At 49.5% G+C, this 21401-nt stretch carries 19 protein-coding genes; 4 read left to right on the top strand and 15 right to left on the bottom strand.

Annotated features, from left to right (window positions below; genetic code table 11):
• Window positions 1-15: 15 nt before the first annotated feature.
• The 6 genes from ACFVVF_RS26235 to ACFVVF_RS26210 form a co-directional block, all read right to left on the bottom strand.
• Window positions 16-2187, bottom strand: coding sequence for a RelA/SpoT family protein (locus ACFVVF_RS26235; RefSeq protein WP_188892034.1), 2172 nt, complete (start codon window positions 2185-2187; stop codon window positions 16-18).
• Window positions 2188-2312: 125 nt separating this feature from the next.
• A complete protein-coding gene (locus ACFVVF_RS26230) occupies window positions 2313-4100 on the bottom strand; it encodes a cache domain-containing sensor histidine kinase (RefSeq protein ID WP_387815797.1) in 1788 nt (595 codons plus the stop codon).
• A gap of 2 nt (window positions 4101-4102) precedes the next feature.
• Entirely contained in the window at window positions 4103-4927 is an 825-nt protein-coding gene (locus ACFVVF_RS26225) for a response regulator transcription factor (RefSeq protein ID WP_387815794.1), read from the bottom strand.
• 118 nt (window positions 4928-5045) lie between these two features.
• Window positions 5046-6728: an extracellular solute-binding protein gene (locus ACFVVF_RS26220; RefSeq protein ID WP_387815792.1), complete on the bottom strand. Its 1683-nt coding sequence runs from the start codon at window positions 6726-6728 to the stop codon at window positions 5046-5048.
• A gap of 96 nt (window positions 6729-6824) precedes the next feature.
• A complete protein-coding gene (locus ACFVVF_RS26215; RefSeq protein ID WP_387815953.1) occupies window positions 6825-7718 on the bottom strand; it encodes a carbohydrate ABC transporter permease in 894 nt (297 codons plus the stop codon).
• A gap of 55 nt (window positions 7719-7773) precedes the next feature.
• Entirely contained in the window at window positions 7774-8637 is an 864-nt protein-coding gene (locus tag ACFVVF_RS26210; RefSeq protein ID WP_387815950.1) for an ABC transporter permease, read from the bottom strand.
• 571 nt (window positions 8638-9208) lie between these two features.
• Here ACFVVF_RS26210 and ACFVVF_RS26205 point away from each other — a divergent pair.
• Window positions 9209-9559, top strand: coding sequence for a hypothetical protein (locus ACFVVF_RS26205; RefSeq protein WP_387815790.1), 351 nt, complete (start codon window positions 9209-9211; stop codon window positions 9557-9559).
• A 97-nt stretch (window positions 9560-9656) separates the two neighbouring features.
• Here ACFVVF_RS26205 and ACFVVF_RS26200 read toward each other — a convergent pair whose 3' ends face one another.
• The 6 genes from ACFVVF_RS26200 to ACFVVF_RS26175 all read right to left on the bottom strand — a co-directional run bounded on the left by ACFVVF_RS26200 (window position 9657) and on the right by ACFVVF_RS26175 (window position 15710).
• Window positions 9657-10172: an adenine phosphoribosyltransferase gene (locus tag ACFVVF_RS26200; protein WP_387815948.1), complete on the bottom strand. Its 516-nt coding sequence runs from the start codon at window positions 10170-10172 to the stop codon at window positions 9657-9659.
• Window positions 10173-10212: 40 nt separating this feature from the next.
• Window positions 10213-12252, bottom strand: a complete 2040-nt coding sequence (gene recJ, locus ACFVVF_RS26195; protein ID WP_387815788.1) for a single-stranded-DNA-specific exonuclease RecJ — start codon at window positions 12250-12252, stop codon at window positions 10213-10215.
• 39 nt (window positions 12253-12291) lie between these two features.
• Window positions 12292-13203 (bottom strand): cation diffusion facilitator family transporter, encoded by a 912-nt coding sequence (locus ACFVVF_RS26190; RefSeq protein ID WP_387815786.1) that lies wholly within the window; start codon window positions 13201-13203, stop codon window positions 12292-12294.
• Between the two features lie 36 nt (window positions 13204-13239).
• A complete protein-coding gene (gene secF / locus ACFVVF_RS26185; RefSeq protein WP_387815784.1) occupies window positions 13240-14160 on the bottom strand; it encodes a protein translocase subunit SecF in 921 nt (306 codons plus the stop codon).
• Entirely contained in the window at window positions 14150-15382 is a 1233-nt protein-coding gene (gene secD / locus ACFVVF_RS26180) for a protein translocase subunit SecD (protein WP_387815782.1), read from the bottom strand. Before secD ends, secF begins: the two co-directional genes overlap by 11 nt.
• An 88-nt stretch (window positions 15383-15470) precedes the next feature.
• The gene (locus tag ACFVVF_RS26175) at window positions 15471-15710 is read right to left on the bottom strand and encodes a post-transcriptional regulator (RefSeq protein ID WP_042164684.1); all 240 of its coding nucleotides are present in this window, start codon (window positions 15708-15710) and stop codon (window positions 15471-15473) included.
• Window positions 15711-15932: 222 nt separating this feature from the next.
• Between ACFVVF_RS26175 and spoVB the strand changes: the two genes are divergently transcribed.
• A complete protein-coding gene (gene spoVB, locus ACFVVF_RS26170) occupies window positions 15933-17534 on the top strand; it encodes a stage V sporulation protein B (RefSeq protein WP_387815780.1) in 1602 nt (533 codons plus the stop codon).
• 45 nt (window positions 17535-17579) lie between these two features.
• On the opposite strand, the gene ACFVVF_RS26165 is transcribed toward spoVB, so the two are convergent.
• Window positions 17580-18362 carry a YetF domain-containing protein gene (locus ACFVVF_RS26165; RefSeq protein WP_387815778.1) on the bottom strand — a complete coding sequence of 261 codons (783 nt, stop codon included), beginning with the start codon at window positions 18360-18362 and terminating at the stop codon, window positions 17580-17582.
• A gap of 172 nt (window positions 18363-18534) precedes the next feature.
• Here ACFVVF_RS26165 and ACFVVF_RS26160 point away from each other — a divergent pair, with 172 nt between their 5' ends.
• Both ACFVVF_RS26160 and ACFVVF_RS26155 read left to right on the top strand, forming a co-directional pair.
• A complete protein-coding gene (locus ACFVVF_RS26160; RefSeq protein ID WP_387815776.1) occupies window positions 18535-18927 on the top strand; it encodes a TIGR04086 family membrane protein in 393 nt (130 codons plus the stop codon).
• 100 nt (window positions 18928-19027) lie between these two features.
• Complete coding sequence (locus tag ACFVVF_RS26155; protein WP_387815774.1) at window positions 19028-19855, top strand: phosphatase PAP2 family protein; 828 nt, start codon at window positions 19028-19030, stop codon at window positions 19853-19855.
• A 51-nt stretch (window positions 19856-19906) separates the two neighbouring features.
• Here ACFVVF_RS26155 and yajC read toward each other — a convergent pair whose 3' ends face one another.
• Entirely contained in the window at window positions 19907-20224 is a 318-nt protein-coding gene (yajC, locus tag ACFVVF_RS26150) for a preprotein translocase subunit YajC (protein ID WP_387815772.1), read from the bottom strand.
• 20 nt (window positions 20225-20244) lie between these two features.
• Window positions 20245-21378 carry a tRNA guanosine(34) transglycosylase Tgt gene (gene tgt / locus ACFVVF_RS26145; RefSeq protein ID WP_387815770.1) on the bottom strand — a complete coding sequence of 378 codons (1134 nt, stop codon included), beginning with the start codon at window positions 21376-21378 and terminating at the stop codon, window positions 20245-20247.
• Window positions 21379-21401: the final 23 nt, after the last annotated feature.

Genomic DNA, 21401 nt, shown 5'->3' with positions numbered 1-21401 from the left:
GCTCTAGACCTCCGATTAGCTGTTCATAATCCGCTGCACCGAATAAATATCCTGCACCCGCTTGATCTTCTCGACAACGGAAGACAAGTGGTCGATGTTGCGGATAAGCACCGTCATATGAATCATAACCATTTTATTTTTAACCGAACGTCCGGTCACAGCCGATATATTCGTCTTGCTCTCCGATACCGCCTGCAGCACTTCATTCAGCAAGCCGTCGCGGTCATGCCCGGCAATTTCAATATCGACGCTGTAATTGGATTCGATTGAAGCTTCCCATTCCACTTCAATGACGCGTTCCGCTTCTTCACCATCCGTGCCGAACGGAATGTTCTGGCAGTCCATCCGGTGTACGGATACACCGCGTCCGCGCGTAATATAGCCAACGATCTCATCACCCGGCACCGGATTGCAGCAGCGTGCAAAACGAACGAGCAAATTGTCGATCCCTTTTACCGTAACGCCATGCGTCGGACGGTTTTTACGGCTGCTTGCCTTCGATTCCTTCTCAATGATTAGCTCATTGCTCTTCTCGGCTTCCTTGCGCAGCTTCTCCGTCAGCTTCGTACAGATCTGTGCGGCGGTAATGCCGCCGAAGCCGATCGCGCTCATCATATCCTCGATGTCATTGAACGCAAACTTCGCTGCCGCTTCCTGCAGCTTATCATCCGCTAGCCAGACATGAGGCTCCAGCCCCAGCCGCTTGAGCTCGCGCTCCAGCATGTCGCGGCCTTTGGCGACGTTCTCCTCGCGCTTCTCCTTCTTGAACCATTGGCGGATCTTACTCCTTGCATGGGAGGATTGAGCGATTTTAACCCAGTCTTGGCTAGGTCCGTAAGAATGCTTAGAGGTCAAAATTTCAACGATGTCACCGGTTTTCAGCTTATGGTCCAGCGGCACAATCCTGCCATTCACCTTCGCGCCAATTGTCCGGTTGCCGACCTCAGTATGAATCCGGTAAGCAAAATCAAGCGGTACAGATCCGGCCGGCAGCTCGATGACTTCGCCGTTTGGCGTAAAGACGAATACCAGGTCGGAGAAAAAGTCCATTTTGAGCGATTCCATAAATTCCGCCGCATCGCGAGTTTCGTTCTGCAGCTCCAGAATTTCGCGGAACCAGGACATTTTATCCTCGAAATTGCCTCCAGGAACAAGCGAGCCTTCCTTATATGCCCAGTGGGCCGCAATGCCGTACTCCGAGGTGCGGTGCATATCAACAGTCCGGATTTGCACTTCCGTCGGCTCCCCGTTAGGGCCGATTACGGTCGTATGCAAGGACTGGTACATATTCGCCTTCGGCATCGCGATATAGTCTTTGAAGCGGCCGGGCATCGGCTTCCATAGCGTATGAATAATGCCTAAGGTAGCATAGCAGTCTTTAATGTTCTCGACGATGATGCGGATTGCCATCAGGTCATAGATTTCATTAAACTGCTTGTTTTTCGCCGTCATTTTTTTATAAATGCTGTATATATGTTTAGGGCGTCCGGAAATATCTCCTTCGATGCCCATTTCCTCAAGCTTTTCTTTAATACGGAAAATAACGTCGGATATGAACTGCATCCGTTCCGCCCGTTTTTTCTTCATTAAATTAGCAATGCGGTAATACTGCTGCGGATTCAAATAGCGGAGGGCAATGTCCTCCATCTCCCATTTGATCGCGGAAATACCGAGCCGGTGTGCAATTGGACAAAAGATTTCAAGCGTTTCGTAAGCAATTCGCCGCTGCGCTTCCTCTGACTGGAATTTGAGCGTACGCATATTATGGAGCCGGTCGGCCAGCTTAATAAGAATGACGCGAATATCTTGGGCCATCGCCACGAACATTTTGCGGTAATTCTCATTCTGCTGTTCTTCCTTCGAACGAAAACGAATCTTCTCCAGCTTTGTCAAGCCGTCGACAAGCATTGCGCAGGTTTCGCCAAATTTCGACCGCACTGTCTCCAAATCCACAGTCGTATCCTCAACGACGTCATGCAGCAGCGCTGTTATGATCGACAGCACGTCCATCTGCATATCGACCAATATATCGGCTACCGCAACCGGGTGCAATATATAAGGCTCCCCAGATTTGCGCACTTGTCCATGATGGGCTTGCTCCGCAAACTCATAGGCTTCCCTTATGCGTAATAAGTCTTGTTCCTTCATATAGGCCGATGCCTTTTCGAGTAACTGCTCAATGCCCATGAAAATTCCCTTTCTGAAAAGCCTTCGGTTCGACTCCGATTCCGCATTTTCCGAGTTTTCTTAATATTATCCTGTAAGAGCGGCGTTGCGTCAACTATGGAGTCATGGTAATCGCCCGAAAATCGTTAACTTTCCGAATTGGCGATCGGGTGAATCTGGGCTGGGATCAACACTTGAACACAGGTCCATTCTCCCGGCTCACTATCGATTGCGACACCATACTCTTTGCCATAGTACAGCTGAATGCGTTCATGTACGTTGCGAATGCCGTAGCCATTCCGCTCAGCGGCTGCCGTCTCGCTAAATATGGCGTCTATTGTCGACTGCGGCATGCCGCTGCCATTATCGATAATCTGGAAGCAAATCGCCTCGTCCTGCCAGCCTCCGGCAATCCGGATTTGAATCCGGTCACCCCGCCACGCATGCTCCAGAGCATTCTCAATAAAGGGCTGCAGAATGAGCTTAACGGCCGAATAAGGAAGGATCGAAGGATCGATCTCATAGATGACCTCCACCCGCTCCGCATATTTGATCTGCTGAATGTCCATATAAGCTTTCACTTGCTCGATTTCCTTGGCGATAGGAATGATCGTCTGTCCTTCGTTCAGCGTCAGCCTGTAAAACTTGGCCAGGTTCATCACCATCTGATGCTGCTTGTCCACCTCGCCGAATTTGGCAAGACGGCTGATTGAAGAGAGCGTATTGTATAGAAAATGCGGATTGATCTGCGCCTGCAGCACTTCAAGCTCCGCTTCTTTTTTCTTCAGATTCGTTACATATACTTCTTCGATCAAGCTTTGCGTCTTTTTCCCCAGCTCGTTAAGTGAAGCAGCAATCGTCGTAAACTCATCATTGCCGCTATATTGAATGCGTCTATGGAAATCGCCCTGACGGAAAGATTGAAGCACCGATACCACCTTCAGGACACGACGGGAAAACGTGCGGGACACAAAGGTGGCGACAAACGTAATAAGGATACCGCATAACAGGCAAATGACGATCGTCAGCCTGTCGACCTTCTTCCTGTCCTCCTCAAATACGGAAGACGGGATTAACGCCGTCAATTTCCACCCCAAACCCGGTAATGTCTGATCGATTGTCAAATGGCTTCCGCTGCTCGCCTCGTTGCGGAATTGTTCCTCTGACTGAACAGCGCTCCCCGACGAATATAGCAGATGGCCGTTTTCATTCGTAATGACGAGCGTGCTGTCTCCGCCGATTTTATGATAGTCAACGCTTTGAAAGATATCATCCAGGTAAGTGCTGATTCGTACGAAGCCGATTTCCTTTAGCTTAGTCGGGTCCGTCGTATCGACAATGCGCCGCAGCAATGAGATCCGTCCGTATTTGGCATCATCCTCGACCTGCTTCCACTCCATCGTCTCTCCGAACTTTTCCTTCGGAAAATTGGCATACCATTCCTTATTCTCGATGCGCTTCAAATGCATCACATCAAAAAATCGGCCCTTTATTTTCAACGGATCGATATTGGAGGTGTCATAATAGATTTCAGGGAGCGTTTCATTGCTGAAATAGATCGTCAGCCATACATTCCGGTTGGTCGATTCTATCGTCTGCCAGAACTTAGGCATAAGCAGGTTGGTCGTCGCCTCATAGCTGACCCATCCCTCCTCATAATGCATAAGCTGCTTGGACAGCTTGGAATCGAAATACAGTAGATCCGACAGTCTGGTCGTGTCGTCGATCTTATACATCATGTTGTCCTGAATTTGCTGCAGCGTGCCTTTAATCGCCGTTTTCGTCTGCGTACGAATCGAATCCACCATAATGGAATTGGCGATATAGCCGAATATAAATATCGGGATGATGATCAGCAGCACGTAGGATACGAGAAGCTTCACTCCAAAAGGAATGAAGCTGCGTTCTTGCTTATGCAAAGGGACCCCTGCCATCGTCAAATTTTTCTCCTGAATTCGATCGGCGTCATGCCGAACGTCTCTTTGAACTGTCTGCTGAAGTAAGGCATGTACCGGTAACCGACGAGATCGGCAACCTCATAGATTTTCACCTTAGGATCTTTCAGCAGCTCGCCAGCTTTCTCCATCCGCAGACAAATGACATATTCGCTAAAGGTTTTGCCCGTCTCTTCCTTAAACATCAATCCCAAATAATTGGGCGAAAAGCAGAAGTGGTCTGCGACCTCCTTGAGCGTCAAGCTTTGATTCATATGCTGCTTCATATATTGGATCATCTCATGAATGAGCTTCGTATTCTTCTTTAGTTCGCCGCCTGAATGGGATAGCGGAGGTACAATGGCAGCGGTTTCTTTCTTCTGATGCTGAATGGCTTGCATATAAGTATCTCTGAGCTGCTGCTCCTTCGCTTGACGCTCCCGTTCCTTATTCAAATCGTTCGTAATCGCGGCAAGCGCCTTAATAAGCTCGTTATCGTCCATCGGCTTGAGCACGTAGCTGTAAGCCTTCAGTGACAGCGCCTGCTTCACATAGTGAAAATCCTGATAACCGCTTACAAAAACAATCCGCAAATCATTGCATCTGCCCGAATCGAGCGCTTTGCGGGCGAGCTCCAGTCCAGACATGCTGGGCATATGGATATCCGATACGAGAATATCAATCTCTTTCTCCATTAATACATCATAAGCGGCAAAACCGTTATGAACTGCTGCGACCACTTCCAGCCCCAGCTCGGTCCATGGAATAAATGTGCGCATGCCTTCGAGATCTAGCACCTCATCATCCGCAATCAATACTTTATACATGGGATCATCTCCGTTTGAAAAAGAATAGAAATGAAGGGACTGGCTCAAAACGGCATCGCCGTCCCTGCGAAGGACGGCGACCGTTTTTACCTATTATAACCCGAGATAATGCCCGATGTTAATTACCTTGCATGCTTTTCAGGTTTTCTTGCCATTTAGTTGTTTTGTATGCAAGCAGCTTGTCGTAGCCAACCGCTTGCGCGTCTTTCTCCGCTTTATCGAGGATCGAGAGCACTTCCTCGTCGCTTTTTGCATAAAGCGCTTTGGCTCTAGCTTCTTTATAGATCTCCTCGAAGCTTGCTGCAATGATGCCTTCCGGTGAATCCGGAGCCGGCGCCATGTTAATAAATTGTGTTGCATTATCCTGCGTTTTCCAAGTAATCTCGTTTTGCCAACGAGCTTCCCAGCTTTGTTTCTCAACTGGAAGCGTGAGCTCATGCTTCATTTTCGACTTATCGATAAATACGCTGTTGCCGTTCCATTGGAAGTTAACGGTCGCATCCATCATTTTTGTACGGCCTTCTACGTCCGTATCATAAGCTTCTGTAAAGATCGGAGCTCCATCTTCGTCATGTCCGTTCCAGTACGTGCCTTCAGGTCCCCAGAACAGTGTGCGCGTGCCTTCAGGGCCAGTCAGGTAGTCGAGGAATGCGAAAATTTTCTCAGGGTCTTTAGCGGATTTCGTAATGACGCTTACGTTCCAGCCCAGTTGTGTATACGTACCCGTCCATACTTTGTTTTTGTCTACGCCTGGCTTGTGAACCGGCCAGATCATGATGTAGCCGTCGTTAGGATCTTTTTTCTTCAGCTCAGCATCGCCTACTGCACCGTACTCAGTCGGGCTGGCGCCTGCAAATACAGCAGCTGTGCCGTTATAAGCTTGCTCTTTCACTTGGTCTTTCGTTTGTGTCAATGCGTCCTGAGACATCAGCTTCTCGCGGAACAGCTTGCTTGCATATTGCATCGACTCGCGGAAGACCGGATCGACGAACAGCGAAGTCAGCTTGTCGCCTTGCGGTACAGCGCGGTTTGCCACGTAAGCTGGCGTGTAATCATTCGCGAAGCCGCCGAACAATACGTCCAGGCCTTGGCCGTCAATCGCCAAATCCGGGTTAAACGGCGTTACGTGCGGGTACTTTTCTTTCACTTGCTTTAAGTAGTTGTAGAAATCGTCGGTTGTCTCAATGGTTGGCGAGCCAAGCGATTCATAGATTTTTTTATTCACCAGGTAACCGGAGTTGCCGATTGGCTGCGACGTGTACCAGTTCGGGAACTGATAAATTTTGCCGTCGCTGGAGCGAAGCATGTTGATCGCTTCGTCACCTACCCACTTCTTAAAGTTCGGATATTTATCCAAATAGTCGTCGAAAGGAACGAGCATGTCTGCTGCGCGCAAACGTTCTACATCAGCGCCGCGGTCCAGCCAGATGACGTCAGGCAATTTGCCGGAAGCAATCATGGTGTTCAGCTTTTGAGCTGCATTGCCGCCGGATTGAATGGCCGTAATGTCAACTTTTTTATTTTCTTTAATCCATTTTGTCGCTTCGTCGCCGCCCCAAGGTGGCATGGTGTACCAGTCATAATGTCCATAGAATGAGAAGTTAAGCGGCTCGCTGCCAAGCTCAAAACCTGCAGCAGCCGTCTCACCGCCGCTATCCGTTGTCGCGCTAGGGGACGGGCTTGAATCATTATTCCCATTGTTTCCTTTGCCATCATTTGAACTGCTGCAGCCTGCAAGCGCCGCAACTGCTACGAGCATCAAGGCCAATACTAGAAATACCGATTTTCTCCATCTGTTCATTCTGTAAACCCCTCTCTTCATTTAATTATGTTCAGCGGAGACGAATTTGTCGACCATGAGGTTTAACCATCCGTCTCACGTTGAAGATAAAGCAAGCTACTCTTTCAAAGATCCGACCAGAACGCCTTTTACAAAGTACTTCTGCACGAATGGGTATACCATGATGATTGGCAGTGTTGCGACCATCATCGTCGCCATCGACAGCGATTTGCTTGTAATGCTCTTCATCGAGGAAAGCCTGCTTTGTGAAGCGGAGTCGAGCTGCGACATCTGCTCGCTCATAATATTGGAATTCAGAATCTGCTGAAGCTTCGTCTGAATCGGGATAAGCTTTTCGTTGGTAATATAAATGCTTGGGTAGAACCAGTCATTCCAGTGACCCACCGCAGTGAACAGGGCGAGTGTCGCAATGACTGGACCCGACAGCGGAAGCACAATCCGGAAAAACGTCGACCAATATCCGCAGCCGTCGATTTTAGCCGATTCTTCGAGACCGGCTGGAAGCCCATTGAAGAACGTACGGAATATAATCATGTTCCAGACGCTGATCAAGCCAGGGATGATGAATACAAGGAATGAATCCATCAGGTGCAGGCCGCGAATGACCAGGAATGTCGGAATGAGACCACCGCTGAAATACATCGTGATAATGCAAGCAATCATATAAAACTTGCGTCCCATCAGCTCGCGCTTTGTCATGCCGTAAGCGAATATCGCGGTCATCAGAATGGAAGCGATCGTTCCGATCACAGTTCGCATGACTGATATGAAGAAAGCATCCAGTATGCGTTTATCCTGGAACACGACTTCATAGTTTTCGAAAGTAAATGCACGAGGCCAGAATGTAATTCCCCCAAGTGCCGTATCCATCCCTTTGTTCAATGAAATAACCGCGGCGTTCCAAAACGGATAAAAAGTTGTAAAAGCAATAACTGCCAGTGCTGCATATACGAATACGGTTAAACTTCGGTCGCCGAAGCTTGCTTTTATTTTCACGGCTGCCGTGCCTCCTTCACCAATCTCATGCTGTTGCTGCGAGTAGGACCTACCATAAGCTGTTGCCGGTTCTGCGAGCTAGCAAGTTGGCAAAAGTAAGCAAGCCTACGCTGATTATCGCCTTGAACAAGCCAACCGCTGTGGCGTAGGAGAAGCGCTGACCGCTTATACCCGTTCGGTATACGTACGTATCAAGCACGTCCGCCACCGGCCTTAACACCGGATTGACACCGAGGAGCAAGAGGTCCTCAAAGCCTGCACTCAGCAGATTGCCGATTGCGAGAATCATAAAGATGATGACGACAGGCATAATCGTCGGAATTGTAATGAGAAAAATCTGCTTGAACCGGCTTGCTCCATCAATGGAAGCCGCTTCATACATGCTGGGATCAATACCTGCAATCGCTGCCAAGTAGACGATAGAACCAAATCCGATTTCCTTCCAAACCCCAGTCGTAACGATAATAGTCCAGAAGTATTCCGGTATAGCCAGGAAACTGATCGGCTCATCGATGAGCTTGACTGACTGAAGCAACATATTCAAACTGCCGTTTTCCGTCGACAATATCGAGATTGCAAAACCCGAGACGATAACCCAAGACAGGAAATGCGGCAAATAGCTGACGGTTTGAACAATTCGTTTGAAGTACATATTTTTCACTTCGTTAAGCATAAGCGCGAGTATAATCGGCGCCGGGAACCCGATGACCAGCTTCAGGAAGCTGATGATGATCGTATTGCGCATCACCTTGTAAAACTCGGGAGCATGGAAGAACATTTCGAAATGCTTGAATCCTGCCCACGGACTGTTTAAAAACCCCTTGAAAATGTTGTAGTCCTGGAAAGCCATAAGTACGCCATACATCGGAAAATAACTAAATACAAGAATCAGCAGAAGCGCCGGGATTACCATTAATTGCAAATCCCACTGTTTAATAAGTCTGCCCAGTTTGGTCTTCTTTTTGAGCGCTTGTTGTCTCTCCGTTACTGCTGTAATCTCTGCCATCTTATTCCCTCCTCACATGTCTAATTGTAAGGGGGGATGTTCGCCGATACTATTTGCCTGACCAACGATAAATGATACTTTTCAATGAAATGTTACTATTCATCACATTATTGCATAGTAAAATCACTTTTTTGCAAGAAAAGATGAAATTGAATCCGTTTGCAAAAATTAAGCGAAAAAATGAATCCGTTTCCAGCTAACATGAGTCTTCCGTAATCATTGTTAAATCACATATACCTAACATTAGTTGCGATTTATCGATTGTTTTAATAATTTCCAGTTAAAAGTATAAAAAAGACTATAGGCAGCAAAAAAAGCCACTCCTTGGAGTGACTCAGTGAAGGACTATAAACTTTCGTTTCTCCGCCAACAGATTAATTCCCATTTTTATGGTATATCAATAAACGGATTGCGTATAATATGTCGTTACATAGTTTTTCTTAATTGATAATTCAAAATAAGAAGGGAGGTGATCTCTATGAAAAAAATCGTTTTAATCCTATTAATTGCTTGTTTCTCTTTCTCAACTCATGCATTTGCCGCCTATACAGCGACTTCGCATGAATTGACGGTATATCAGCCAGCTCAGTATAAATTAAATGCTGCTGTATGGAGCGGTACTAATGATACCGTTGTCCTGTCGTTATATTCCAAATCGCCACATGGTCAACTTACCAAAGTATTTTCAACTACCGTGAATATTACTCCAACCTCGAGTACTATTGACATACCGGTAGGATACCTAAGCTCAGGTACTTATATTCTTAAAGGAGATTTTCAAGGATCTTACGGTGGTGTAGAGCCAGCTAGTTTGCATCAAGTTTTTTAACCAATAGTATAAATAAGAGCGGCCAAGCGGATAAACTCTCTCGCTTGGCCGCTCTTATTTTCACCAATCCGCTTCACATTAAATAGTACTCTATATTCTAGTCGTACTTAATAAGCGAAGCCACTTCAATGCCGTCCAATTTCTCCCGGCCTGTCAGGTAAGTAAGCTCAATCAGGAATGCTGCGCCGGCAATTTCTCCGCCCAGCTGGCGAACCAGATCGATGGACGTTGCGATGGTGCCTCCTGTCGCAAGCAAGTCATCAGCAATGAGCACGCGTTGGCCAGGCTGAATGGCGTCCTTATGCATCGCGAGGCTATCCTTGCCGTACTCCAGATTATATCCAGCTTCAATGGTCTCTCCCGGCAGCTTGCCAGGCTTGCGGATGGGTACGAAGCCCACGCCAAGCGCCAGTGCCAACGGTGCGCCTACAACGAAACCGCGTGCCTCAGGACCGGCGATAACGTCAATCTGCAGATGCTCAACGAGCTTGCGCATTTCCTCGATGGCAGCGCGGTAAGCTGCGCCATCCTTCAAGAGCGTCGTAATGTCCTTGAAGCGGATGCCAGGCTGCGGATAATCAAGAATTACCCGGATATAATCTTTAAAGTTCAAACTCATTTAACATTCAATCCCTTCTGTTCGTACAACTCCATTATGCCAATTCTTCATATACGACATGCGGCGCAGTCTCAGCCTTGCGCTTCTCAGAACGGTAATGCGCAGAGGTGCTTAAATCACGCTTCTGCGGAGACGGAACGACCGTGACGTATTCATTGTCTATCTCGATAAATGCCAAATCGCGAAATACGAGCAGCATCATCCCCACTATCTCAGGAGCCCAGCCGCATAAAGGCGACAGCCGCTCCGTAAGGCCTGCTAACGGTACGTGCTGCCATTCCCGCAGCAGCTGATACACTTGTCCAAAATGCTGCCTTTCCGGGAATTTCACCGCATTCTCGCCGGCATACAAGTCCTGAATGAGCAACTGCGGCTTGCGCTGTCCGTTCCATTCATTAATCGATAGCTCGCCGATCAAATCGACAGGCATGCCAATTTGCAATTGGGCAGACAGCTCTCCCATGCTGAAGCCGACAGCTTCCAGCGCAGCACGGCTGCGCGAGTCATTATTGCGCAGTGAGAGCTTCAAATGCTTGGAATCCTTGCCCATCGTGCGGCGCTCCGCAAGCTCTGCCCCTTGAAACAATAAACGCGGGGACGGATTTCCTGCGCCAAATGGCTCTAATTGCGATAGTTGAGTAATCGTATCCACGCTTGCATCGCGGACATCGCACACGAGGTCTACAGGCGTCTTAGGAATCCAATCCTGCTCCGTCAGCCATTGATCAGCCAGTGAGCCAAGACGGCTCTCCAGCTCCGCTAAGCGATCACGGTGCAAGCTCATGCCCGCCGCCGCCTGATGGCCGCCATAATGGTCCATCAGCTCATCGCATTCTGTAAGCGCCGCATGCAGGTCGTAGCCGTCTATAGACCGCGCCGAGCCTTTGCACATGCCGCTATCGCCGTCTATTCCGAGAATGACGACGGGCTTGTAATGACGCTCTAGCAGCTTGGAGGCCACAATGCCGATGACACCGACATTCCAGCCTTCACCGGCCAGCACAATAACGGAGGGAACAGCTCTTCCCTCCGTCTTCGCCGCCGAACATTTCTCATCCCATTGCTGTGCAGCTTCCTTCGTAATGCTCTCAACGATACGCTGCCGCTCCTTGTTCAGCACATCAAGGGACGATGCCGCAAGTATGGCATCATCATAATGACTTGTTGTCAGAAGCTCCACAGCCCGCTTCGCATGATCAAGCCGGCCTGCCGCATTAATTCTTGGAGCCATACTGAATGCGACCGTCGTTGAGGTTACCCCGTCCAGCTCGAAGCCTGCGGCTTCCGCAAGCGCGCGAAAACCGATATTGCCCGTATTACGCAAACGCTCTAAGCCACAACGAACGATATAGCGGTTCTCGCCGACTAACGGCATAATGTCCGCAATCGTACCAAGAGCTACGATATCAGTCCACTCTATCGGCGCCCGCCCCATCAGCGCTTGCGCCAGCTTGAAGGCGACGCCCACACCCGCCAAACCTTTGAACGGATATGTACAATCCTCACGCTTCGGATTGACGACTGCGCAAGCATCGGGAATCTGCTCCGGCGGCTCGTGATGGTCGGTTACGACAACATCGAGACCAAGCTCTTTGGCGAATTCGATTTCCTCATATGCGCTTATGCCGGTATCAACCGTGACGATCAGCTCTACGCCTTCAGAAGCCGCAAGCTCAAGCGCTGCACGATTCAAGCCATAGCCTTCCAGCGCACGATGCGGGATATAATAATCGAAATGATAACCAAGCTCCCGGAAGACATGAACGAGCAGAGAGGTGCTTGATACCCCGTCTGCATCGTAGTCTCCGTATATTCGTATTTTCTGGCCTTTGTCTGCCGCTTCCTTGATGCGGGCAACCGCTTCGGCCATCCCTTTCAACAGAAACGGATCATGCAGCTGCTCGTCGCCTCCCCAGAGAAAAGCTTCTGCCTCTTCAACGCCGCCATAGCCCCTCTGTACGAGAAGCTTGGCAACGAGAGGCGGAACGTCCAGCTTCTCTCCCAGAAGGACTGCAGCCGCTTCATGTTCATTGCTCCAAGGCGCTAAAATCCAGCGTGTCTTTGCTTGTATCACGCCGAGTTCAACCCCTTCCTGACATTCCGTTCGTTACTTTTATTGCAGCAGCGTAGGCGCATGCTCCTGATTCGGATCATGATTCGATTTGTACGGATAACCCGGGTCGTAAGGCTCGACATGAATCGTAACATCCGTCAAATGAGTGAACCGAAGCAGCAGCAGCTGCTTGACCCGCTTGGCAATGTCATGTCCTTCCAGAACCGAAATACGCGGATTGACACTAATCACGACATCCGCCACCACGTAATGGCCATGCTCCTTCGCCTGCAGCGACTCTACCGTTATGACGCCTTCAACCCGTTGAATGAGCTGCATCAGATCATCCGCATCCTCGTGCTGTACGCCAGAAGCATGCTGCTTGCGGGACGCTTCTGCCAACAGCCTGAAGCCGCCAGCCGCTAACATAACCGAGATCGCAATCGCCGCAGCCGGTCCAAAGTAATAGAGCGATTTGGCGCCTGTCGCTTGGCCGACCAGTGCACTGCCCGTACCGATCAAAGCGGTAAGCGAGGCTAACAAGCCCCATTGCCTTTCCCTGACCGGCAGCAGCAGCTGCTGCACAACAATGCCTGCGACAATGGCAGCCAGCGCGCTCCAATGCGGAGCCTGTAACGGCTGCTCTGAAGCCATCCAAATATCTTTTCCCGCAGCGATGCCGATTTCCACTCCCGCAATTACGAGAGCAATCGGCAGTATAACCGCAGCGAATCGCGAAGCTGAGCCCTTGCCGTCCTCCGAAGCCGCCTTTTTGCTGCTCCGAAGCTGAATGCCGGTCAGTGCGGCAAATGCCGCAGCTGCTTGCCCCGCCGAGCGAAACGCATCGGCGAGAAGCACTTTGCTGCCCGACAATATGGCGACAATGCCTTTAAACAACGCGAGCGCCGCATTTCCCCACAAGTCCGAGCGACTAGCCGTCTCTGCATCAGCATACCGTTGTTTGATTGACATATAGCCTCCAGCGTGGTATTCCACTTCTTTAAATAGTTATACAGTCGATTTTGCCGGCTGAGCCGTTTTTGGCTTTTGTTTGCCTTTGAGCACCAGCCACAGCGGCGCTGCAATACAGATGGAAGAGTAAGCTCCGCTTACCAGACCAATCATTTTCGCCAAAGCAAACAATCTGATCGATTCACTGCCGAAAATGAATAAGCAGACTGCAATTATTAATACGGCCAATACCGTATAAAGATTCCGCGCCATCGTCTGCCACAAGCTTTGGTTGACCATTTCCGCAAGCTGCTCATTGTTTTTGAACTTGCCAAAGCGCAGATTTTCGCGGACACGGTCGAAAATAACGATTTTATCGTTAATGGAGTAACCGATCGTCGTCAGAATAGCCGCGATAAACGGCAAATCGACTTCCAGACGGAAAATGGAGAAAATCGCAACAACGACAAAAGCGTCATAGAGAATGGCGATATTAGCTGCAAGCGCGAACCGCCATTCGAAACGAATCATCACATAAAGCATAATGAGCACGCTCGCGATGAGAACGGCATAGATCGTCTTCTTGCCAAGCTCTTGCGCCATGTCTGGCGATACGATGTTGACTTCAGACGATACGTTGTCGCCGTATTTGGCCTTAAAAGCACCTTCAATTTCTTTTACTTTGCTCTGCTCCAGCACATCCTCGAAGCGCGCCGATACCCGGTCGCCCTTATCGCCGCCAACCGTAGGAATGACATCGGTAATACCAACGCTTTCGAGCACTGCTTTCGCGTCGGCTTGCGTCAGCTTTTGGCCGACTGAAATATCCATATTCGTGCCGGCTTTGAAATCCACCCCGTAATTCAGGTTGAAGACCAGGAGCGACACTATACCAAGCACCGTCAAGATAATCGAGAAAGAGAAAAACTTCTTGCGGTGTTTAATAAAGTCGAAATGCACCGTTGTTTTAAAGTTCACGGATTTCTGCCTCCTTCACGCCGTAATAGCTAGGTTTCGTAAACAGGTTGCTGCGAATCAGCAGATGGATCAGCAGGCGCGCCAGGAAAATATTCGTTACGATACTGACGAGAATACTGTAAATCATCGTGAGCGCAAAACCGCGGATTGCACCGTTACCGATGTAGTAGAGAACACCGCTGGCAATAATGTTCGTAATGTTCGCATCCATAATGGTGCGGAACGAGTTTTTCGAGCCGGCTTTAAGCGACGACAGCAAGCTTTTGCCGCTTCGGATTTCTTCCTTGATCCGCTCGTACATAATGATATTGGCGTCAACCGCCATACCTATACCGAGTACAAATGCTGCGATGCCCGGCAAGGTTAAAGTGGCGTTCAAGAGCTCGAAGACGAGTACAAGAAGCCATGTATACGTTAATACGGTAATCCCGGCAACAACACCAGGAATACGGAACAGGATGACGAGGAACAGCAGTACGATCGCTGTGCCGATGAGGCCTGCGCCAACAGTATCCTGCAGTGATTGCTGTCCGAGCTTAGCCCCGACGCTTTGCGTATACTTCTCAGTCAGCTTCAGCGACAAAGCACCCAGATTGATTGTATCCTTCAGATTGTTGGCTTCATCATGGGTGAAATCGCCCGTAATTTGAGCCGAACCGCCGCTGATCGGATAGTTGACCATTGGATTAGACAATTGCTCTTCATCCAAATAGATAGCCAGTCTTTTGCCCGTCAGCTCTGTCGTTACTTCTTCGAATTTCTTCGCGCTTTTCAGCTTGATCGTAACGATCGGATTGCCGACCTGATCATACTCGACTTTTGCAGCATTTTGTACAAAGTCGTTGCCGTTCAGCATGATTTTGCCGTCAGGATCGCGGAAGGTCAGGTTAACAGGCTTGTTGATTACCTTTCTGACTTCTTCCTCGTTGGAGACGCCGGCAAGTCTAACGCGGATGCGGTTGGTGCCTTCAGTCGTGACTTCAGGCTCCGCAATACCAAGCTTGTCCGCCCGGTCAGCCAGACTGCTTGCCGTTTTGCGAAGTGATTCCGGGGTTACCTTCTCTCCGCCTTCCAGTGGTGAAGCTTCATACAAAACTTCAAATCCGCCTTTCAAATCCAGCCCCAGTCGCATATTTTTGACCAATGACGGGCTGCTCCAAGCGATCACGCCAAACATAATGACAACGATCCCAAGGAAGGCTGTTAATCTCTTCCAATTCATACGTTCATAGTCCCCCTTATGATCTCAATATTCCTATTATACTTGCGAGTAAAATACGAGTCAAAAAAAAGAACCCTTCTGATGAGGATTAGAAATGGGTTCCCCGAAAAGCGTTTAGCGTCATGAAATTCATAAATTTAGTCACCTTCAGCGACAAAATGTCATTTACGATTTGATGAAGTTCGGGCTGTCCGGTTTTGTTGTATTTCTCGCTGACGCATGCCCAGATTTCCCTCGCCGTCACATGCTCGTACCCGATGAGATGAAACTCCTCCGCTTTGCTGCCGCACAGTTGCTCGATCATGCTGTTGAGCTCGTCATCCCTCATGGCGCTTCCTCCTGCTCTTGTCCTCGTAATCCAATACTCGCATCGCACGCTACATATTCGCTATGCCGTCTTCATATTCCTGCATCGATTTTCGAATTGATAAATTTGGATGATTCATGAATCGGACATGCCGCGCATAAAGATGTACGGGAAGCCTGTCTCCATGGCATCGGCTGAATTGTCGGACAGGCGCAGTCGTAGAAGAAGAGATGAGGGAATTGGATGACGAAACAAAATTTCATTAAAGGGGCTATGATTTTGTTAGCGGCCGGCATCATAAACCGGATTCTCGGATTTGTGCCCCGTATCGCGCTTCCTCGGATTATCGGTGCAGAAGGCGTCGGGCTCTATCAACTGAGCTACCCGTTTCTAGCCGTCATGCTGACCGTAATTACCGGCGGAATTCCGCTCGCTGTCGCCAAGTGGATCGCTGAGGCAGAATCTCGAGGCGATACTCCGCGCGTCAAACAAATTTTCCGCAACGCCATGCTGCTTACCGTATGCCTTGCGCTGCTGATGACTTCTGCGCTGCTGCTGTTTGCGCCATGGATTACCGCACATTTGCTGCCGGATGCCCGAGTATACCGTACGCTGCTGTCGATGTCGCCGCTTCTGCTTATAGTCGGTATTTCCTCGGTCTACCGGGGCTACTTTCAAGGCAAGCAGGATATGGTGCCTACCGCCGTATCTCAAATAACAGAGACGGTCATTCGCATCATTTGCACGCTGACATTCGCTTTCCTGCTCCTGCCTAAAGGCGTCGAATGGGCTGCGGCTGGCGCTATGCTTGGCGTGGTCGTTGGCGAGATCGGCGGTTTGGCCGTTATGCTGCTTAAATATGCGAGAGAACGAATCAAGGAAAAGCGGCTTCATGGACAAACAGATAGCAGCCCTGCTGACAAAATCGATTCTGATCCTTCTAATATTGATGAAGCCTCCTCCCCTCGCACACCCGTTATGCGGCGTTTGCTGAAACTCTCCATTCCAGTGACGGCCAGCCGGATGGTCGGCTCCTTATCCTATTTGCTGGAATCGATCTTTACGGCGCGCAGTTTGGCTGCCGCAGGCATTGCTACCGGTAAGGCTACCGCGCAATATGGCGCCCTGCAGGGAATGATTATCCCGCTATTGCTGCTGCCCACAGCGCTTACTTACTCACTGGCCTCCTCGCTCGTTCCTTCCCTTTCGGAAGCAGCCGCGCGCGGCGACCGGGTTACGATTCATAAACGAATGCATCAATCGATGCGGCTGGCACTCGTTGCCGGCGCCCCGTTTGTCGTCGTCATGGGATTATTCGCAGAGCCGCTATGCCGCCTTATGTACAATCACGCAGAAATCGCCCCGATGCTTCAGCTGATGGCGCCGATCGGCCTCTTCATTTATTTGCAGGCCCCTCTGCAAGCCGCACTCCAGGCACTTGATAAACCGGGAACAGCCCTCATGAATACGTTTATCGGTGCAGTAGTTAAACTTGTGCTCATTGTGCAGCTTGCCTCCAAGCCTGAATTCGGCATTTACGGAGCTTTGATCGCCATCAACATCAATATTGTGCTCGTTACCGGCCTCCATTATATAAGTGTGCTCCGATTTATCGGCTTCCGGATGAAAATGCTCGATTTTCTCAAAGTTGGAGCGGCAATGGTCGTCATGGGCGCTGCCGCCAGATGGACGATGAACCGCGAGCCGCTGCCGGCGGAATGGAGCAATTTATTAATTGCCTGCGCCGCCAGTGTAATCGTCTACTTATTGCTTATGATATGGATGCGGATCATCGACCGCTATGATATCGCCAGAGTCCCTTTACTCGGCCGATGGTTCAAGTAAGAGAAAAAAGCCGCGTCTGCAGCAGAAGGAAAACATCCCTTCCCGCTACGTTCGCGGCTTTCGGTCGGAATCGATAAACACTCGGCCTTTGTGGTCAATCGTACAAAGAAACACATCTTTGAAATCATTGACGCCTTGCTCCTGAAGCACGTTTTTAAGCCAAAAACGTGTTTTTTCCAGTTGGGCTAAATTATTATCTTGAACTTTACCATCCATAATAAGCGGAACGGGCAGTGTCTCAAACCGGTATTTAGGGGGAATTGCAGATTTAGACGTTTTCGTTCCATTATGGCTATCGTCCATATCGCCCAGCTCGGATTGATGCTTATGCGACATGTCATGATCCTGATCATCTTCGCTTTCCTTCGGTATGACAGACAGCTTGCCGGTTGTCTCCAAAATTGCAAATTCTACATCCGCAAGCCGGCTCATTCCATTCTCGCGCAGCTGCAGCATCAAATCATCCAAGTTGTAGCGCTGCTTGCGCATTACATCGCGGTTAAGCTTGCCTTTCGCCATAATAATGCTTGGCTTTCCGTCCGTAAGCTGGCGAAACTTGCGGCTTTTCAGCCCGATAATCGCCATCCCGATTTGAATCGCCAGCAATACAACCATTGGCATGATGCCTTCCCACATCGGACGGCTCAAATCCTCAATTACGATAACCGCAATTTCCGCAATCATGACAGAAATGACGAGGTCAAAAACCGACAGTTTGCCGATCTCCCTCTTCCCCATCGCCCTCATGATCAAAAATACGATGAAGTAAATAATCACGGTTCGGACCAGCAGGCCCCAGAAATCCAATGAAAATCGCCTCCTCGACATAGCTGCACCTGCATCAGATGAGATCCGAGCAGCCAGTACAGCTATTCTGTTCTGGAAGGGACTTCGTCATACGATGGAGCAAGGTACGAAATTATGGCAGGTTTGTACTATTATGACCGGCTTGGCCATATGGATTAGTAATCGATACTATTTGTAGGGGAGAGGGGTACGATTGAATCCGATCAAACAAATTGCTAAACCGCCGCAAATCGGCTCTCCGGTGCTGGCAGGCATCCTTTTTGCCATCGTTTGGCTCGCTGCCGGGGCTTTGCTGCTGTCGCTGCTGCTTCACTTCGGCAATATGAGGGAGAACAGCCTCCCGGCATTCTCCATGGGCGTGCATGGTCTTTCTTCGCTTGCAGGCGGCTTTGTATCAGGTAGGCGCTCGGGTAAAAGAGGCTGGTACTATGGAGGAGTGCTAGGCGTGTTATACGGCCTGCTTATTCTAATCATCGGGTTCCTTGCTGCAGATGCCCATCTTAGCTGGCACAGCGGACTGCTGCTTGCGATAGCCTTTCTGGCTGGAGCATTCGGCGGGATGATCGGTGTGAACACGAAGAAATGATGAACAGCAGAAATACCAATCTTGGCTAAAAAACCTTGTAAGCGGCATACTAATCCAAGTTCGACACTGGATAAAGTAACCGGCTTAGGAGGTTTTTTTATTGATTTTGTTCCAAACGATGGGATCGGTTGCCGCTTATACTGCGCTTTCCGCTTTTATGCTAATTTGGCTTGGCGCCGGCATGAACCCCTTCGCGGCATCAGCCCAGCTCATTCGCAGCCTGCTCGGTTCCAAGCGTTATTTCTTTCATTTCATCGCTTTAATTATCATCTTGCTCTGCAACAAAATGGAGCTGAGAATCGAGAGCCAGCTCATTACACAATATAATTTCACCGCACTTTTTCATGCGCTGGAGGGCAATATCGTCCATTCGATTCAACAGCTGTTCCACCATAAATGGCTGACTCCATTTCTCTCTTTTATGTACATTGTCGTCTTTCAGGCGCTTATGCTGTCTTCATTGGCAGTCTATACGACGCAGGAAAGAGTGAGCGGCCGCCACCGTCTCTATTACGCAACCTGTTACGCCATTATGCTTAATTACTTCGTCGCCATTCCGTTCTTCTTGTTCTTCCCTGTACAGGAAGTATGGTCTTACCAAGACAGCGGAGCTACTTTCTTCCTGTTAGAAGCGTTCCCTTCCTTTGAAAGCCAATACCGGCTGCTATCGGGTCTGGACAATTGCTTCCCAAGTCTGCATACTTCGATGTCGGTTACGCTCGCTATTCTGGCATGCAGCTCCTCCAATCGCAGATGGGCGGCCATCGTGTGCAGCTGCTCAGCTGTTATCCTTTTCTCCATCTTCTATCTCGGTATCCACTGGATTACCGATATGCTAGGCGGGCTTACGCTAGGTGTCTTTGCCAGCGCGGCCGGTCTCAAGCTCAGCGAATGGCCGGCTTATGCAAAAAGAAAGCCTGTCATCTGAAGAATGCTTCAGATGACAGGCTTTCGGCGGCATTTCTGCTGCCAGAAGTAATTATTCTGCGGAAGATGCAGGTGCGCTAGTAATAACCGTGTTGATAGCGCTGCGCTCGAACGTCATCTTCGTCGTATCGTTGACGCGAAGCACGACAGTGTCGTCCGTCAGTTCAACGATCGTGCCGTGAAGGCCGCCGATAGTCGAGATTTTATCGCCTTTTTTAAGCTGGCTCAGCAAGGAGCTGCGCTGCTTTTGCTTCTTTTGCTGCGGACGGATAAGCAAGAAATAAAATACCGCGAACATAAGTACGAACGGCAGGATCATACCCCAAATGTTTTGTCCGCCGTCTGCTGCTGCTGCTAGAAAAGTAGACATCGTATAGTTTTCCCCCCTTTCTAAAACCCTTTGTCGTTGTCGTGCAGGCCATACGAAGTAAAGAATTCATCCCGGAAATCAAGCAGCCGGTCCTCTCTAATCGCCTGACGAACATTCCGCATGAGTTCAAGCAGGAAATGCAAATTGTGATACGTCGTCAACCGGATACCGAATGTTTCATCCGCTTTCAATAGATGACGGATATAGGCTCTCGAATAGTTCTGGCAAGTATAGCAGGAGCACTCGGGATCAAGCGGTCCAAAATCATCTGTAAATTTGGCATTGCGGATAACGAGACGGCCTTGGCTAGTCATCGTTGTCCCATTGCGGGCAATACGTGTCGGCAATACGCAATCGAACATGTCGATGCCGCGGATAGAGCCTTCGATCAGTGCATCGGGCGAACCGACACCCATCAAGTAACGAGGCTTGTTAGCCGGCAGAATAGGTACGGTATGATCAAGCACATCATACATCAAATGCTTAGGCTCGCCTACGCTCAGTCCACCAATAGCATACCCCGGGAAATCCATGGAAGTCAAATCGGTTGCGCTCTGAATGCGCAAATCTTTGTGCATACCGCCCTGCACGATAGCAAAAAGCGCTTGATCATGCGGACGAGCGTGCGAATTGAGGCATCTTTCTGCCCAACGTGTCGTACGCTCCAGCGATTGCTTGACGTAATCATATTCCGCCGGGTAAGGCGGGCATTCATCGAAAGCCATCATAATATCGGAGCCGAGCGCGTTTTGAATTTCCATCGCCTTCTCTGGCGATAAAAATAGCTTGTCTCCGTTCAGATGGGAACGGAAATGAACGCCTTCCTCTGTAATTTTACGCATTTCGCTCAAGCTGAACACTTGAAAGCCGCCGCTGTCGGTCAAGATCGGACGATCCCAATTCATAAATTTATGAAGTCCTCCGGCGCGCTTCACGATATCATGTCCCGGACGCAAAAACAGATGGTATGTGTTGCTCAAAATAATTTGCGCGTCCATCGTTTTCAGCTCTTCCGGACTCATCGTCTTAACGGTAGCCTGCGTGCCAACAGGCATAAATGTCGGCGTCTCGATTACGCCATGGGGGGTATGAACCCGGCCCAGACGCGCTCCCGACTGCTTGCACTCTTTAATAAATTCATATTTCACAGCCACTGTTTCACTCGTCCTGTCTGTTT

Source organism: Paenibacillus sp. NPDC058174, from assembly GCF_042883865.1.
Taxonomy (GTDB): Bacteria; Bacillota; Bacilli; order Paenibacillales; family Paenibacillaceae; genus Pristimantibacillus.
The sequence above is the reverse complement of the archived record's forward strand: the minus strand, read 5'-3'. Positions and strand labels throughout refer to the sequence as shown.